This is a genomic window from Ruegeria sp. CE12 (assembly GCF_056537525.1).
In genome coordinates, this window is record NZ_JBQFRS010000016.1 from 53701 (window position 1) to 69165 (window position 15465).

Below are 15465 nucleotides of genomic sequence, written 5' to 3' on the forward strand. Positions count from 1 at the left end.
GTGTTCCTCCCTGCCCGATCTTTGTCAGAGCTGTATCCAGGCCGATTTCAGATCGACGTATTTATGCAATGCGTGAAGGCTCTTGTCGTGACCATTGCCGGACTGCCCCACACCACCCAGAGGTACTGTGCCATCCGAGCCGCCATAGGTGTTCACATGCACAACACCAGCGCGAATGGACCGGATCATGCGATGCGCCCGGCTCAGGTCTGCGGTCCAGAGCCCCGACGCCAATCCGTAGACAGTGGAGTTCGCCAGATCGGCGGCCTGTTCCTCGGTATCAAACGGGGTCACCGCCAGCACGGGGCCGAATACTTCTTGTTGGTTCAGGGTGTCGTTGCGGCCGACGTTCGTCATCACCGTCGGTTCCATATAAAACCCGCCGGTCTCTTCGAGAATGCGTTTGCCGCCAAGCGCCAGATCAGCGCCCTCGGCCAGTGCCTTATCAACGAATCCTAGATCCTGCTCCAGCTGCACCTTGGAGTGTACCGCGCCCACATCCGATGACAGATGCAGAGGATCACCAACTGTCAGCTTACGCGCATGACGGATCAGCGCATCGACAAATTGATCATGGATCGAACGCTCAACCACCAGCCGTGACCCGGCTACGCACACCTGCCCCGAGTTGCGGAAGATACCGTTCGCCGACACTTTGGCAGCGTGATCCAAATCTTTGACGTCGGCAAACACGATGTTGGGGGATTTTCCGCCCAGTTCCAGATAGCACCGCTTAAGGTTCGAGCGGGCCGAATACTCCAACAGACGGCGACCCACGCCGCCCGATCCGGTAAAGACCAAAACATCCACTTCCATCGACAGGCCAATGGCTTCGCCCACCACCGAACCTTTGCCGGTTACGACGTTGAACACGCCTTCGGGCACGCCAGCCTCGACGGCCAGTTCCGCCAGTCTCAGAATAGAGAGCGAGGCGCTTTCGGCGGGTTTCACAACAATCGAGTTACCGGTTGCCAGCGCTGGCGCGATCTTCCAAGCGCCGATCATCAAAGGAAAGTTCCACGGCAGGATTGCGCCCACAACGCCCACCGGTTCGTGATGGACAAGACCCAGAACATTCTCTGCCGTTGGTGCGACCTCGCCATAAACCTTATCGATCGCCTCGGCATAATAGCGGAAGGTTCCTGCGGCCGAGCCGCTTTCCGCCTTGAAGGCCATGCCGATCTCGGTGCCATTGTCACGCACACCCTGTACAGCAAGCGCCAGCGCTTCGCGTTCGATCAGTTCGGCCAGACGCAGCAGCACCTTTTTCCGGGCAGCAGGTGGCTGGCCGGCCCAGACGCGCCTGTCGAAAGCGCGGCGGGCGGCAGTGACTGCACGATTGACATCCTCCGCACCACCGGCGGCCAGCGTTGTTATCACCTGCCCGTCAATGGGCGAGATCACATCAAGGCGAGCGCCGCTAGCGGCATCGGTCATTTGGCCGTCGATGAAGTGGCCTTTGGGGGGGATGACCTCAGCGCGTAGTGCGTTCAAGTCGGTCTGCGTCATCGCCATCAGACTGGTTCCTTTTGCGGTGTTCGATAACCAGCACCCGGACGTGGATAATCAGAACCGCCACGATAATGCTGAAGATAATGAATGAGATCGGCCGGTCGATCATATCGAGTGGCGTTTTCAGCCGTGGCATCGCGGTACGCAGCTTGGTCTCCATGATGCCACCCAGAACCATACCCAGAATGATCGGCACAATCGGCAGGTTCAGACGCTTGAGGATCAGACCCAGAACCCCAAACCCCGAGGCAATCACACAGTCGGTGAACGAGTTACGCAGGGAGTACACGCCGACAAAGCTAAGCGTCAGGATCAACACGCCCAGGAACCGTGTCGGGATCTGCACCACCTTGAGCAGCTTATTGGTCGACACCATCAAGAAGCCCAGCACCAATACGTTCAGCACCAGAAGTGCGATATAGATCGCGACAACAAAGTCCATCTGCTGCTCGAATAGCTGCGGACCGGGCAGAACGTTGTGCACATAGAACACCGACAACATCATCGCCGTAAGCGCCTCGCCGGGGATACCAAGCGCCAGCAGCGGTATCATTGCAGCGGCAGGCACGGCGTTGTTGGCGGTTTCCGAGGCTACCAGACCTTCCGGAGAACCTTTTCCAAACAGCTCGGGCTTTTTCGAGGTTTTCTGGGCGTAGGTATAGGATAGGAACTGAGCGGTGAATTCGCCCACGCCGGGGATCATGCCCATCAGCACCCCAAAGCTGGCCGAGACAGAGGCCACACGTTTGTGCCCCATCAGCTCTTTCACACCGCCAAACAGATTCCCCTCAACCTTGGCAGCATCAGGTGCATGGTCACGTTCAAGCAACAACAGGAACGCCTGGCTGAGAGCAAATAGTCCCAGAACTACAACGATCACATTCATGCCCGAACTCAGCCAGCTCTGCCCAAAGGTAAAGCGCTGAGAATAGTTCACGGGCTCAAGACCGATGGTCGCCAGAAGAATGCCGAAACAGGCCATCATGCCGGCAGCCATGATCTGCCCTCGGTGGGCCAGCACGACAAGGATGATACCTAGAAGCGCCGCCAGAAAGATCTCTCGACTGCCGAAATGTGGGGCGACCTTGGCAAGCAGCGGCGCCATCAGGATCAGCACGACGACCGAGAAGATGCCGCCGAAGAAGGACGAGAAATAGGCCAGTGACAAGGCCCGCCGTCCGTCCCCCGCCTTGGTCATAGGATAACCGTCATAGGTGGTCAGGGCATTCACCGCCGTTCCCGGAGTATTAACCAGAATGGCTGGGATCGCGCCCCCAAAGGCCGAGGAGCCATATATACCCAACAGAATGATCAGACCCACAATCGGGTCGAGTGAAAACGTAGCAGGTAACAGGATCGCAATGGCCACCGCAGGGCCAACGCCGGGGATCGAACCAATGATGACACCGCCGAAGGAACCGATCATCAGCGCAACGATCACATCCCAACGGGCCAGAATCTCGAGGCTTGAGAGAAAGATGTCCATGTCGGCCTCACATATAGGTCAGCATGAAGGCACGAATGCCATCGGGGAGGTGCTCGTAGATGGCACCACCGGGGATCTTCACCTGAAGCAGGCCCCTGAAAAGGATGACGATGAACAGACCGGACCCGGCCGCCGCCAACAGCATCTTGCTGTCGCGGTACCCAACACGCAGAGCCAGCAGCACCGAAAACACCAGTGTGGTCGGCAGATAGCCGGTGATTGGTACGAGATAAACGTAGATCAGGAACCACGCCACGTATTCGAGTGACCGGGCCCAGAACCACATTTCCTTCAGACGACCGTAGATACGCGGAGACCACAGCGATCCAATAAGGTGCAACGTACCAAAGAGGACCATGCCGCCAACCGCGACTGCGGGCCAGAACCGGGGCTGCACAAACAGCGACTTGCGCGCCACCCATTTGGTCTGGTCACCCAGCTGCGTCAGCAACGCCACCGAGAACACCAGAAAGAATATTGCGAAAACCAGATCCCCCGGTTTGCGGTATCGCTGAAACAACTGCTGAAGCGTCTTTGTCCTGACCATGTACCTTCTCGCGCGCCGAAGATGTAAATTGGGCGCCGGATTGTCCCGGCGCCCGCTTTGCCTTGACCAGGTTACTCGCCCAGAAGCTTTTCAATGGCAGCGAACGAGTCCCTGTCGCTCTGGATCTGGGCGTTGGACGCTTCGGCATCCTGCCAATAAATCAACGCACCAGTCCGCTCGGCCAGTTCGCTGGCCTCATCCGACTGCAGCGCCTTTTGTGCAACCGCGATGATCTTTTCACGTACATCCGCAGGCGTATCCTTGTGAACGAACAACCCGTTCCAAAGCGCCAGCTGCAGCGACGGGTCGATTTCGGAAACGGTGGGTACATCCGGCGTTTGGCTGGTGCGTTCACCACCAATCGATGCGAGGATCACCACATCGTCCTGGCATGCACTGATCTGCTGAATGGTCGTGTTGATCACGTCTACATCGCCCGACGCCAGAACGTTACAGTCAACGTTATCGAACGCCGTTTCAGCCGCGAAATCAAAGCCCATGTTCTTGGCAAGCGCAAAGGTCACCTTGGTTGGCGGCAGGAAAGAACCGAAGTGGCCCAGCATTACGTCGTTGTCTTTGGCATAGGCCGCCAGCTCTTCCATGCTGGAATAGTTGTCATTCTTAGATGCCGCGATCACGAACGGATAGGTCAGAAAAATACCCAGCGGGTCAAACGGGTTCGGGTTGAGTTCGGGGATGCCGATATCCGGCCCGATGACCGGAACACCGATCACGAAGGAACCCACGGTGTACCCGTCCGCTGGCGCGGTCGCCACCGAAACGGCACCCGGGAAGGGGCCGCCGCCACCGCCGGGCTTATTCACCACGGCAGCCGGAACACCGTAGGTTTCCTGAAACTCCTCAGCGATCAGGCGGGTCAGTACATCCTCAAGATCACCCGGCGGCCACGGCACAACAAACGATACTGGCTTTTCAGGATATTCTGCCGCGACAGGCCCTGCGATCAGGGCCGATGCGCCCACGACGGCCAGCGCCACTTTTTGAGCGAGTTTATTCATAAGTTCCTCCCGTTGATGGTATCGAGTACCCATTATCGGTTACAATAATGAACCGTTTATTCTTATTAATAGTTGTCATAGTAATTAATTTATGTCAAGTAATGACCAAGAGATCGCGCATTCAGTCAGCAAGGGAGGCCGGTACAAGGCATGGGAACGACGACCAAATCACTCAAGTTGCTGGATCATTTCTCGGCCGCGCAGCCCGAGATCGGGCTGTCTTCGCTCGCCCGCCTGTCCAAACGCGACAAAGCCTCGGTCTATCGATCCCTGAACGAACTCGCCGAACTGGGTTTTGTCGAACAGAATCGACACACAAAACGGTACAGGCTGGGCCCGACCGTTATCCGCCTTGCCAACGTGCGTGAGGCTACGGTTCCTATAAAAGATGCAGTCGCCGAGCCATTGGCGCAACTGGTGTCAGCTGTTCGCGAAACGGCTCACGTTACGCTGCTGAACGGCACCGGGCTGATCGTCGCCGAATTCTGCCAGTCGCGCCACCACGGCACCCGGGTCGAGATTGAAACCGCTGATATCCTGCCCCTGCATGCAACGGCTTCGGGATGTGCGATCATGGCTTTTGCCGACCCCGATCTGATTGACCGCGTATTATCTGCGCCTCTTCAATCGATCACGCAGAATACCGTGACCGATCCCGCCCTGATCCGAAGCAAAGTGGACGACGCCCGACGCATCGGGTTCGGCCTGTCGGATGGCGAGTATGAATCCGATGTCTGCAGCATGGCCGCGCCGATTTTTGACCCGAACAATGACTGCATCGGAGCAGTTTCGGTCGCCTGCCCCAAGTCACGACTGGATACCGAACTGAAATTTCAGATTCGCGAAAACCTGAAACCTGCCGCACGTGCGATCTCATCGGCCTGCGGTGGCCAGGTTCCCCCTACCCTGGAGGAGATCTGGAAACTGAACGACCCGACCTGAAATGCTTGAAGCGCCCGTTCCGATGACCGGAAGGGCGATCAGGTGGGCGGGACAAAACTAATGCCTCCGGCGCCACGACCGCTGCCCGTGGTCAAGATCACCTAAGACTACCCTGTTCTGAGCAAGGACATCTGAGCATGAAAACCGAGAACTTTATCAAAGAACACAACGCCCGCCAGTTCTGGCAGCCCATGACCCATCCCGCGGAGGCCCAGAAGAATCCTCCCAAAATCATCACTGGCGCGTCAGGCGTGCGCATCACGGATATCGACGGACATGAATCGCTCGATGCAGTCGGTGGTCTATGGAACGTCAATCTTGGCTATTCCAACGACGTCGTGAAGCAAGCCATAGCCACCCAATTGGATACCCTGCCCTACTATTCGACATTCCGTGGCACCACCAACGATGCTTCGATCGAGCTGGCCTATGAACTGTGTGATTTCTTTCAACCCGAAGGCATCAAGCGGGTGTTTTTCACATCGGGCGGATCGGATTCCGTTGAAAGCGCCCTGCGTCTGGCACGCCAATATCACAAGCTGCGCGGTGAGCCGGGCCGGACCAAGTACCTCTCGTTGAAAAAGGGATACCACGGCACCCATACCGGCGGCGCGTCGGTCAATGGTAACAGTAAATTCCGCACCGCATATGAACCGCTGCTGCCGGGCTGCTTCCACATCCCGGCCCCCTATACCTACCGCAACCCCTTCAACGAGACGGATCCTGCCAGACTGGCACAACTCTGCGCCGCCGCTTTGGAAGATGAAATCAAGTTTCAGGATCCTTCGACGATTGCAGCCTTTATCATGGAACCGATCCTTGGTGCGGGCGGTGTAATCCCTCCGCATGAAAGCTTCATGCCCATGGTTCGCGATATCTGCGATAAATACGGTATTCTGCTGATCTCGGACGAGGTCATCACCGCGTTTGGCCGAACAGGCGCTTGGTCAGGCGCCCGCCTTTGGGGTGTGCAACCCGATATGATGTCCACCGCCAAGGCCGTGACGAACGGGTATTTCCCGTTTGGCGCCGTGCTTATCGGAGAGAAGATGGCCGAAGTCTTTGAAAGCGACACCTCGGGCTTGGGTGCCATCAGTCATGGCTACACCTATTCCGGCCACCCGGTTGGTGCCGCGGCTGCGATCGCTTGTCTGGCAGAAACCAAACGCATCGACGTGGCTTCAAACGCCGCGGCACGCGGGGCCCAGTTGTTCGCCGGCCTCAAAGAGCTAAAGGCCAAGCATCAGGCAATAGGTGATGTACGCGGTGGACATGGCCTGATGGCCGCTGTTGAAACCGTATCTGATCCGGCAGCAAAAACACCCGCCTCGGGTGGCACAATGGCCAGAATCTTTGACATCGCATACGAAAACAACGTGATGTTGCGGATATCGGGCAACAATATCATCCTGTCGCCGCCACTGATCATCTCGGAACAGGATGTGTCGGACATCCTGTCGGCAATTGATGCAGGGTTCTCGGCTCTCTGATCAACGGAAAGCAACCTCCGATGAATGCCGACATGCTGGGCAAGATCGATGCCCGGCTGTTGGTGTTTAACCCCATACCAGCGCCACTAATCGGCGCGTCAAACCGATGGCCTTAAGCAAGTACAAGAGCGTGGCTGATGGCAAGCTGGCTAACAACCCTCGGCCGTTGCCTCGACCGTGTCAAACCGCCCTGCTGCCAGAGCCTGCGGGTCGATCCAGAGCTGCAACGCACCGCTATCGGCCCACATCATGTTGGCCATGCCATCGGTATCCACTTCCAGCAACAGTACTTTATCGGACATCCGCTCGGGCGCGTCTTGAAGCGACAAGCCGGCGCCGAACATTCGGTGACGCGTGCAACCTACGCGATTGGCCATGCGCCTCAACATGTCGTCTGTCATGCCGGCCGGAACGCTATTGACCATGATATAAGGCCACGCACTTTCAAGCCCTCCGAAAAGCCCCCTTTGCAACATTGAGCCCAGCACGATCGCTGCTTGCCCATCATCATAATCTTCACTGAGGGTGCTGCGCGCAACGTTGCGAATGATCGGGTCACCTTCGACTATCTCACCGTTCTTGTCTTTGCGCGGAGTTTCAACCTTGTCTCGGATCACTTCCGGTATCCGGGCATCCAAGCCGATCAGAAATTCACGAAAGGCAGCCGCGCGTTCCGCCGGCACTTCGGATATCGGGTCGTGGGCGGCAGCCTCTTCAACCCAGGCACGGCAGGTTTCAGGGACATCACCCCCAAAAATATCTGCAATCGGAGCTTCATGCCAGCTTCGCTTGCGAACACGCTGTGGCGGCTTTGGCTCCACGGGCGGCGGCGTTTTGATAGCGAACAAGAGGCGGGCCAATAGACTTTGGTTCTTTAGGTTTGCGGGCGCTGAACGAGGGGGCTTCAGGGCGAATGCAACCCTTCGCATCAAGCTTTCCTGCTGCAGGTTGGAATCCGATGCGCTCACACCCGATTTTGCGTCGCGCCCGACCGCTCTGGCTGTTTCCGCCCAAAGCGTCAGGGCAATTCGTTCCACCATTATCCAGGACCAGGTAAAATTGGCGCCAAAGTCGCCATACTTGATTTCTTTTCCATCCCCGTCCGTTTTGCTGCCGGACATACCGAGCGCGGTGTTTGGCAACCAGTTCGGTACAAGCTTTAGATTGTTGCATTTGGCCGCGTAGTCTGAAGCAGGCATTTGCCCCGCGCACCAGTCTTTCCAAAGCTGAAAGCTATCAGATGAGATTTGAGGTTGGGTGCTGGTATCAGCCACCGGTGCATGAGCCGAATGCTGCATTTCCGTGCCCAAGGTGACATCAGCACCGATCAGCAACGGGACGCGCGGATAGCTTTTGGGAGGTGAAACTATCTGCAATGCTTCGGGGGCATAGATGCGCAGATCATACCATGGCTGGTTTTGGCCTACAGCAGCGTCAGGTCCAAATGTCGGTGCATCCGGCGGCGGTGATACTGGCGCAAGACCTGAGACATCCTTCTCGGTATAAAGAACCTGAACCGTCCCTTCTTCCATCTCGTAGAATTCTTCGTCAGCACACGCGGCAAAGACAAAAATGGTGCCGGTGGTCGGGAAGGTGGGCAAGCCAAGTTCATTCTCTTTCACCACAAGCTTTCTGGGCAAGGCGTGCAACGCAATCTGTGCAACATGAACCAAAGGGCGTCCCGAACCATCGCGAGGCCATGCCATCCCGTCAGGCAACTGCGGGGCCCCTCCCAGAAAACATCCGGTGTCACGTGAATCTCCAGGGCTGCTCGTCAAACAAATCGACGGGATGATCAATCCACTCATCTATCAGAAGTTCCTCATATTCAGCGGTAAATTCCGTTGTTTTCAAACTCGTGAATGAAGGCGTTATGGGTCAAAAATATGACGAAAGAAGAATGCCCGTGAGGGCAGATAATGAACACCGGGTGCACGTCGATTGCGGGCAGGCGTGCACTATCCAAAACTTCGGACCCACACGACATTGTTTTGACAGATTTGAGTCGCAACTAGAGATTATTGATCTTGTTTTCGTTCACCATACCGATTTCGGAGACCGTTATTGCCCGATACCACATTCAAGAACTTGCTGGCACGCCTCGAAGCTTCTCCTGAAAATCTGACACTCCGACTGGCGGTGATGCGCCGCGCCATGGCCTTGGGCCTGGACAGCCGTGCATTGGAACTGGCGTTTGACGTCCAACCCGACGACATAGGGTCCCCAGACGACCGGAACTTTGTCGCTCAGGTTTTTGCAACGGCAGGGTTGGATGAGGAAGCAGAACTTTGGGGGCACCCTGCGACTGAAGACCAGATACCGGTAGAGGCTGAAGCGGACGCTACTCCGTACACCACCTCCGAAATCGCACCTTTCGAGGAAGAGGCTGCAAATGTAGTGAGTCTGCAGGTCGTCGGAGGACAGTCGACTGCCGACGCCGAAGACACGGATGATCAGATCTCATTTGCCGATGTTGGCGGGCTTGAGAATGTAAAACGAGACATCGAGCGGCGCATTATCGCACCCTTCAAACAGTCGGGGCTGCTCTCTCGTTTCCGAAAAAAGTCCGGGGGTGGTGTGCTTATGTATGGCCCACCCGGCTGCGGTAAAACCATGATTGCCAGAGCGACCGCAGGCGAATGTGGAGCCCGATTTCAATCCGTTGCCATATCCGACATCCTCGATCCCTATTGGGGTGTTGCCGAACAGCGTCTGACTTCGATTTTCGAACAGGCCCGGAACAATACCCCGACCATCCTGTTCTTTGACGAGATTGATGCGCTTGGCTCTAAACGGTCCGGGCACACTTCGACCCATGTTTCACAGATGGTCAGTCATTTTCTTGCGCAGATGGACGGGGTGAACCAACGAAATGACGGGGTTCTTGTTCTGGCGGCGACGAACATTCCGTGGTCGATGGATTCAGCCTTTTTACGCCCGGGCCGGTTTGACCGGATGTTCTTTGTGCCTCCTCCGGATGCTCCGGCCCGCCAAGCGATCCTGCGTATGGAACTGGCCGGGCGACCGGCAGAAACAAATGTCCGTTTCGAGAAGATCACCGCCGCCACAAGCGGTTATTCCGGAGCGGACCTTGCGCGGATCATCGACGCGGCGACAGATCTTGCGATTGACGCCACGCTTGCCAGCAATCGTGAAGTTCCCATCAACATGCAGATGCTTGAGACCGCGTCAAAGCAGGTTCGCCCATCAACCATCGACTGGCTAACAACGGCGCGCAATCACGCGACCTATAGCAATGAAAGCGGGCGCTACGACGATGTTCTCGAATTTTTCAAGGTGAATGGGCGTCGCTGATGCAGTTGGATATCGCAGACAACATATTGCCGGATTCAAATCCCGCGAAAATCACCGCGCCATATGTGGTATGGATTGCGGGGTTTCTGGCGGGCCCGGTATTTGGTGCAATTTGGATGTATCGCAACGCCGGGTTTCTGGGCTGCCGCGACAAGCAACGACAGGGCCGCGTGCTATTGGCGTCAGTGCTGTTTTGCGCGCCGATGCTGGTGCTGATTGATTTCATTAAGGACAGCTTTGAGAAAGGCAGCATCGAACGGCTTGGCAACCAGATATTGCTGAACATCGCGCTGGTCGTTGCGATTGTCGCCTCGGGCTACTGCTTTCAGGCGCAGCGCCAACTTTATCAGTTGCACGTGCAGGAAATGGGGCGTGGGCAACTGCGACTGCCCTTTGCGGCGCTGTATGTTTTTGTGTCCTGGCTAATTACCGGACTTCTGCTGGCAATCCTGCCACCACTCGGAGAGGCGATGGGCGGCCTCGCCTACTATCTGAATTGACCATGATGCTACAGAACCGAGACTTTCCGCTTGCCATAGCGGCCACCGACCGGGGCGATAATGACAAAGCGCTCGAGCTGTTCCGCAAGGCGCTGAAAGAAGAGCCCGAAAGCGCACTTGTGCATGCGCATCTGGCCTTTTGCCTTCTCAAACTGGGCAAGCACTTTGCGGCGTCGCGCGCCGCGGACCAGGCCCTCGCACTTGGTCCCAATCTGCCGCTGGCCCATGTGGTGCGCGCCACGATCGATACGGTTTTTGGTGATGACGAAGCTGCCAAAAATGCTCTGGACGAAGCCTTACGGCTTGATCCCGAAAACAGGAATGCGCTTGAGATTCGATGCGCGAACGCCTTGCTCAATCATGATATCAAGGCACTGGCTGCCGCCGTCGACACGCTTCTTTCATTGTATCCCGACGATGATACGCCTCACTATTTTGCATCCAGACTTGCAACGTTGCGCCTGGATGCCGAAAGCGCAGAACGCCATGCCAGAGCGGCCCTCAGAATTGCACCGACCGACAGCGCCAATCATGTAGCCATTGGATGGGCGTTCTGGGTCAAAAAAGACTTCGAGAAGGCACATGACGCCGCTTTGAGCGCGCTGGCCCTGTCGCCAAACAATCACAACGCACATAGCTTGCTGGCCGCCATTGAGATGCATCGCAAACCCCTGACAGGCTGGTTCCACCGTATTGGCCATATCGCCAACACCGCTAATATCAAAACCGCCGCTCTCTATGTGGTGCCGGCAATCTTCCTCTATATGTCCGCCGCAGATATCCTGAGGTACTTCGAACTCGACACCGCTGCTTCGATGTTGTTCAGAGGCGTTCAGATCACCGCTATTCTGTTGCTGATAAGCACTCAGCTGTATTCAAGAAAGTCTGCACAACATCAAAAGGCGGCTTCGCTCCGGCTGGATTATTGAAAGCTGATCGCGCATCAAAGCCGATCTGTTGCCGCAGTTCGTGTTCAGCCGAATATCCGCAGGGTAATTACGGCCATCTTGGTTGTACGCCGATCAACCCATTGCAAGATTTGAGCCGCATCTCACCGGAGCCGATTTCGAGCGGGATCAGCGCGCGCATCTTCAAACCCGCAGGTGATCGATGATCGTTGATCGATACTACCAGATTTTTGTGATCTTCATTGCGGTTCTTTGGCTTCGCGAAGACCTGATTTTTGCAATTGTCTTTGGCGTAATCCCGATCCTGTTTCTTTTGATGCCTATTGTGGTGGGGCTGCTGCTCTGGCAGTCGGCTTATCAGAATTTCGGCCCGCAAAAGATGCGATTGTTGGCCCGGTTGCGGTGGGATCTGAGCCGCAGTGGCGGCATGTTGGCGGATAACCGCAAATCCAAAACCAGCAAGGCTATTTTGAAGGTCTATGGTATCGACCCCACCATAGCACTGCCTGAACAAAAAGAGCACCTCAGAGAGTTGCTGGAAAACGCCTATGCAATTGACCGGCGGGTACCTCCTATCTTTCAAAAGTCACTGACGGCAACCAGCCTTGGGCGCGCACTGACAGATGCTTGCGATTTGACAGGTGCCAAGCGCAACTCCTTCATCGCGACACTGATCAGCGTCGAACCCAAGCACCGCACGGTCGGACCGATACTCCGCATAAAAAGAGCGTTTCGCCGAATTTTCGCCCCCTTGGTCGGGAGCAAGGTACAGCGGCGCCGAATTGAGTTTGTCTATCTGTGCCACTTTACGGATCAACGGATAAAGTCAGATCCTCGACTGGCCGTTCTGACAGAAGCCATCCGCAGGGCGCGCGATACAAATGGCCTGTCCACATTCCCACGTGAACCCGGCGTGTTTGACGTCATTGTACAGCTACCCCTTGGAACCCAGCGAAACCTGGTTTTGTTGTCCGAGTTGGTGTTTGGGATACTCAACCTTCGGCGCACAGCGCTTACCGATCCAGGCAGGATTAAGTGGCTTCGCAAATTAAAGGGCGCGCTGGATACGCATTCGCCACCGGATCGGGTGCTTTGGGATACGGAAAGGCCAGCACGGTCCCATCCTGCGGCAACCCCCAAACCGAAACGGGCTGCCACGCCCCAACCTGAACCCACCAAAGAAGAACTGCTGGAGGAGCTGCATCAGGAGGCGCGGGACGCGATTTATCTCAGGCGTGCCTGGCCCATCGGCTCAGATCCGGTTGGGCGTTCGTGGTTGGGTGGCATGCCCTGTCTGCCCAAAAGCATCCCCTGGCCGCGCACTCCGCAATCGGGGACCCCGTTGCACTTTCTCGCCCAGATCGATTGCGCAGAACTGCCCCGTGTAAAAGGGGGTGAAGAAATGCCCGAGGATGGGTTACTCCTGTTCTTCGCGAGCGTGAAAGACGATATGGTCTGGGAAGACGAGGGAAGCACACGTGTGATCTTTGTGCCAGCGAGCGCGGTGCCCGGTGAACCCGCAACGCCCCCATCCCGGTTACCCGACATCGGATATGTTGAGGGCAGTCGCGTTTCTGATCGTTCGGGTATCAACAGCTATCCGTGCTGGCCCATATCCGCTTATCCGATCAAAACTTTCTTCTGGGATTTCGCGATGCCGATGCCAAAGCTGAGTTTGGCGTACGATCTTCAGAAAGGTGCAATGCAGGCACTGTTGCCGGACCGGATTGAGAAAAGTCATCGGCCGGTTATGGGTAACGAGCTCCTGTACAATTCCGAAGATGATCCCGAAACCGCCCCGACCCGGAGATATTGGGTCCAACCCGAACTCGTCGAAGCCGGGTTTCCATTTTGTGGCGCGGTCATGTCCCGTTTCGCGATGGAGCTCGAGGGTAATATGCTGGCCAGCCTGATGGAAAACAGGCGGTTAAAAGAAATTTGGCGCCGAGAGGGGAAGGAGCTTTCGAAAAAAGTCGAAACCACAATGGCCAGGCTGACCAATCATCTGGCACTGCTGGCAAAGGTATCCGAACGATTGGACGCCCATGCCGATCTTGCGGTTCCCGATCCCGAAACGCGTCAATGGTTCACAAGCTGGCTCGAAGAAATGCAGTCAAAGCATGGCTTTATGGTGCAGACCGAGTTGAGAAATGCCTTGCTGTCGGTTGTTCAACAGGCCGTGACGGATGAACAGATGCGCACGCTGCTGCCATCCGAACTGTATGAATTCTTCGACGAAACGCTGTGTCCGTCTGCAACCCAGTCTGAGCATATGATGTTGGGTCATACGCAGTTTAAGACCAACGCAACCTGTGGCTCGGGCATCCGCCTGCTGTCGCTGGACAGCGACCGCGGCATGAATTTCATGTTCTGCGACGTAGGAATGATTGAATTTTGGATTTTGCCGGAAGATCTGCAGAGACGCGATTTCGACAAGGCTCAGGCCTATACTGCCGGAGGCTGATCGCGTCAGAGAGACCAATACCTGATCTCATGCCCTCTCACCCCCTAGTGCATTAAGAAACTCGGCCGCACATCTGGCTTGTTTCTGACCAGCTAGCCTAGAGTATTGATCTCTGACAGTTGGCCGGCAAACCGTTGATTGCGAACACTTTCGGGCGTTATCCTGTAGTGCGAACGGAACGAGCGCCCCAAGGCTGTAACTGATGAAAAACCAGTGGCCGTCGAGATTTCCCGATGCGACATGTCCGTATGTCTAAGCAGACTATGAGCGCGTTCCAGTCGGAGCTCTCGATAGGTTGTGAGAAGTTTGACGCCGGTCTTACTCAGGAAACGACGTTGAAGCTGACGTGTCGATGTTCCCAATACCTTTGACAAGTCAGGTATTCTAAGCGGATCTTCAACATGTTCCAGCATGGTTTCCAGTGCCTGCCTGACCAGTGGGTCAGCGCCAGAGCGCTGGATCAGCCGATGCGCAAGCTGGCTTTCACATTTCCGTCGCGGCTCCGTCAGGCCAATGTAGCCACGCAACGTATCCGCCAGATGCTCACCATGATCCTGAGAAACGAGATCTGAGAGCAACCGCAGGGCACTCAGCCGAGATGATGCGCTATGCTTGCGGCCATCGCTGGACAAATGGGTGCTCCGGCCGCCGTCTCTCAATCCACCTTCGCGCGCTGCTGCTATAAAGTTCGGATGAATGGCTGCCATCGTCTTGTCTGCGTGCCCGGCCTGGGCCAACAGCAGCACTGCACCCCCGACAAGGACCGTACGAGATGAGAGGTTGAGGACCTGAGAAGCCCACGCCAGATCCCTTCCCTCATAGTGCCAGCGCGTTCGCAAATCTCCCCAGAAGATTGCCGTTCGCCCTGCCCAATATAATGGTCCGTCGACGGGATCCTCTGCGAACACGCGAATATTCACAAAATAGGTATGATCTTCGATCAGATCATTCAGGGCGCGATAAAAGTCAACGACCATCTCTGCAGACGCGCGCGCGTCCGGATCAGCAAGGATCACATCGATCTGCTGTATTCTTTCAGCCGTCGTTGATGCAGTTCTGGCCAGATTATCCTGACCGTTCTTGAGGACATAGTGTTTCATTGTTCCTCCATCTGCAAAATATGAGCATCGCCAGTTGCGGCACTGCCCGTTTTCGATTTCCCCCGCCTCATGGCGGGGGAATATTTTGTTCTCTCTATTACTCTGCGGCTTCTTCGTATTCTGACATGGGCGGGCATGTGCAGATCAGGTTTCTGTCGCCGTATGCGTTGTCGACGCGGTTG

Annotated in this window: 12 protein-coding genes; 6 read left to right on the plus strand and 6 right to left on the minus strand. The window is 56.2% G+C overall.

Features of this window, described 5'->3' with window-relative positions; genetic code table 11:
- Window positions 1–24: 24 nt before the first annotated feature.
- From ACR0IO_RS21995 to ACR0IO_RS22010, 4 genes are all read right to left on the minus strand, one after another.
- On the minus strand, window positions 25–1509 hold the full coding sequence (locus ACR0IO_RS21995) for an aldehyde dehydrogenase (RefSeq protein ID WP_480744854.1): 1485 nt from the start codon (window positions 1507–1509) through the stop codon (window positions 25–27).
- Window positions 1475–2998, minus strand: coding sequence for a tripartite tricarboxylate transporter permease (locus ACR0IO_RS22000; RefSeq protein WP_480744824.1), 1524 nt, complete (start codon window positions 2996–2998; stop codon window positions 1475–1477). Before ACR0IO_RS22000 ends, ACR0IO_RS21995 begins: the two co-directional genes overlap by 35 nt.
- A gap of 7 nt (window positions 2999–3005) precedes the next feature.
- The gene (locus tag ACR0IO_RS22005) at window positions 3006–3545 is read right to left on the minus strand and encodes a tripartite tricarboxylate transporter TctB family protein (protein ID WP_155142907.1); all 540 of its coding nucleotides are present in this window, start codon (window positions 3543–3545) and stop codon (window positions 3006–3008) included.
- Window positions 3546–3616: 71 nt separating this feature from the next.
- The gene (locus ACR0IO_RS22010; protein ID WP_480744827.1) at window positions 3617–4564 is read right to left on the minus strand and encodes a tripartite tricarboxylate transporter substrate-binding protein; all 948 of its coding nucleotides are present in this window, start codon (window positions 4562–4564) and stop codon (window positions 3617–3619) included.
- Between the two features lie 150 nt (window positions 4565–4714).
- Between ACR0IO_RS22010 and ACR0IO_RS22015 the strand changes: the two genes are divergently transcribed.
- The gene (locus ACR0IO_RS22015; protein WP_480744829.1) at window positions 4715–5506 is read left to right on the plus strand and encodes an IclR family transcriptional regulator; all 792 of its coding nucleotides are present in this window, start codon (window positions 4715–4717) and stop codon (window positions 5504–5506) included.
- Between the two features lie 137 nt (window positions 5507–5643).
- The gene (locus ACR0IO_RS22020; RefSeq protein WP_480744831.1) at window positions 5644–6996 is read left to right on the plus strand and encodes an aminotransferase class III-fold pyridoxal phosphate-dependent enzyme; all 1353 of its coding nucleotides are present in this window, start codon (window positions 5644–5646) and stop codon (window positions 6994–6996) included.
- Between the two features lie 149 nt (window positions 6997–7145).
- Here the strand turns inward: ACR0IO_RS22020 and ACR0IO_RS22025 are convergent, their stop codons facing one another.
- Window positions 7146–8804 carry a DUF1963 domain-containing protein gene (locus ACR0IO_RS22025; protein ID WP_480744834.1) on the minus strand — a complete coding sequence of 553 codons (1659 nt, stop codon included), beginning with the start codon at window positions 8802–8804 and terminating at the stop codon, window positions 7146–7148.
- A gap of 256 nt (window positions 8805–9060) precedes the next feature.
- On the opposite strand from ACR0IO_RS22025, the gene ACR0IO_RS22030 reads away from it, so the two are divergent.
- The 4 genes from ACR0IO_RS22030 (at window position 9061) to ACR0IO_RS22045 (ending at window position 14183) form a co-directional block, all read left to right on the plus strand.
- Window positions 9061–10311, plus strand: a complete 1251-nt coding sequence (locus ACR0IO_RS22030) for an ATP-binding protein (RefSeq protein ID WP_480744837.1) — start codon at window positions 9061–9063, stop codon at window positions 10309–10311.
- Window positions 10311–10811, plus strand: a complete 501-nt coding sequence (locus ACR0IO_RS22035; protein ID WP_480744839.1) for a hypothetical protein — start codon at window positions 10311–10313, stop codon at window positions 10809–10811. Before ACR0IO_RS22030 ends, ACR0IO_RS22035 begins: the two co-directional genes overlap by 1 nt.
- 5 nt (window positions 10812–10816) lie before the next feature.
- Complete coding sequence (locus ACR0IO_RS22040) at window positions 10817–11740, plus strand: tetratricopeptide repeat protein (protein WP_480744841.1); 924 nt, start codon at window positions 10817–10819, stop codon at window positions 11738–11740.
- 181 nt (window positions 11741–11921) lie between these two features.
- Window positions 11922–14183, plus strand: coding sequence for a DUF1963 domain-containing protein (locus tag ACR0IO_RS22045; protein ID WP_480744843.1), 2262 nt, complete (start codon window positions 11922–11924; stop codon window positions 14181–14183).
- Between the two features lie 92 nt (window positions 14184–14275).
- Here ACR0IO_RS22045 and ACR0IO_RS22050 read toward each other — a convergent pair whose 3' ends face one another.
- Complete coding sequence (locus tag ACR0IO_RS22050) at window positions 14276–15283, minus strand: helix-turn-helix domain-containing protein (RefSeq protein WP_480744845.1); 1008 nt, start codon at window positions 15281–15283, stop codon at window positions 14276–14278.
- Between the last annotated feature and the right edge of the window lie 182 nt (window positions 15284–15465).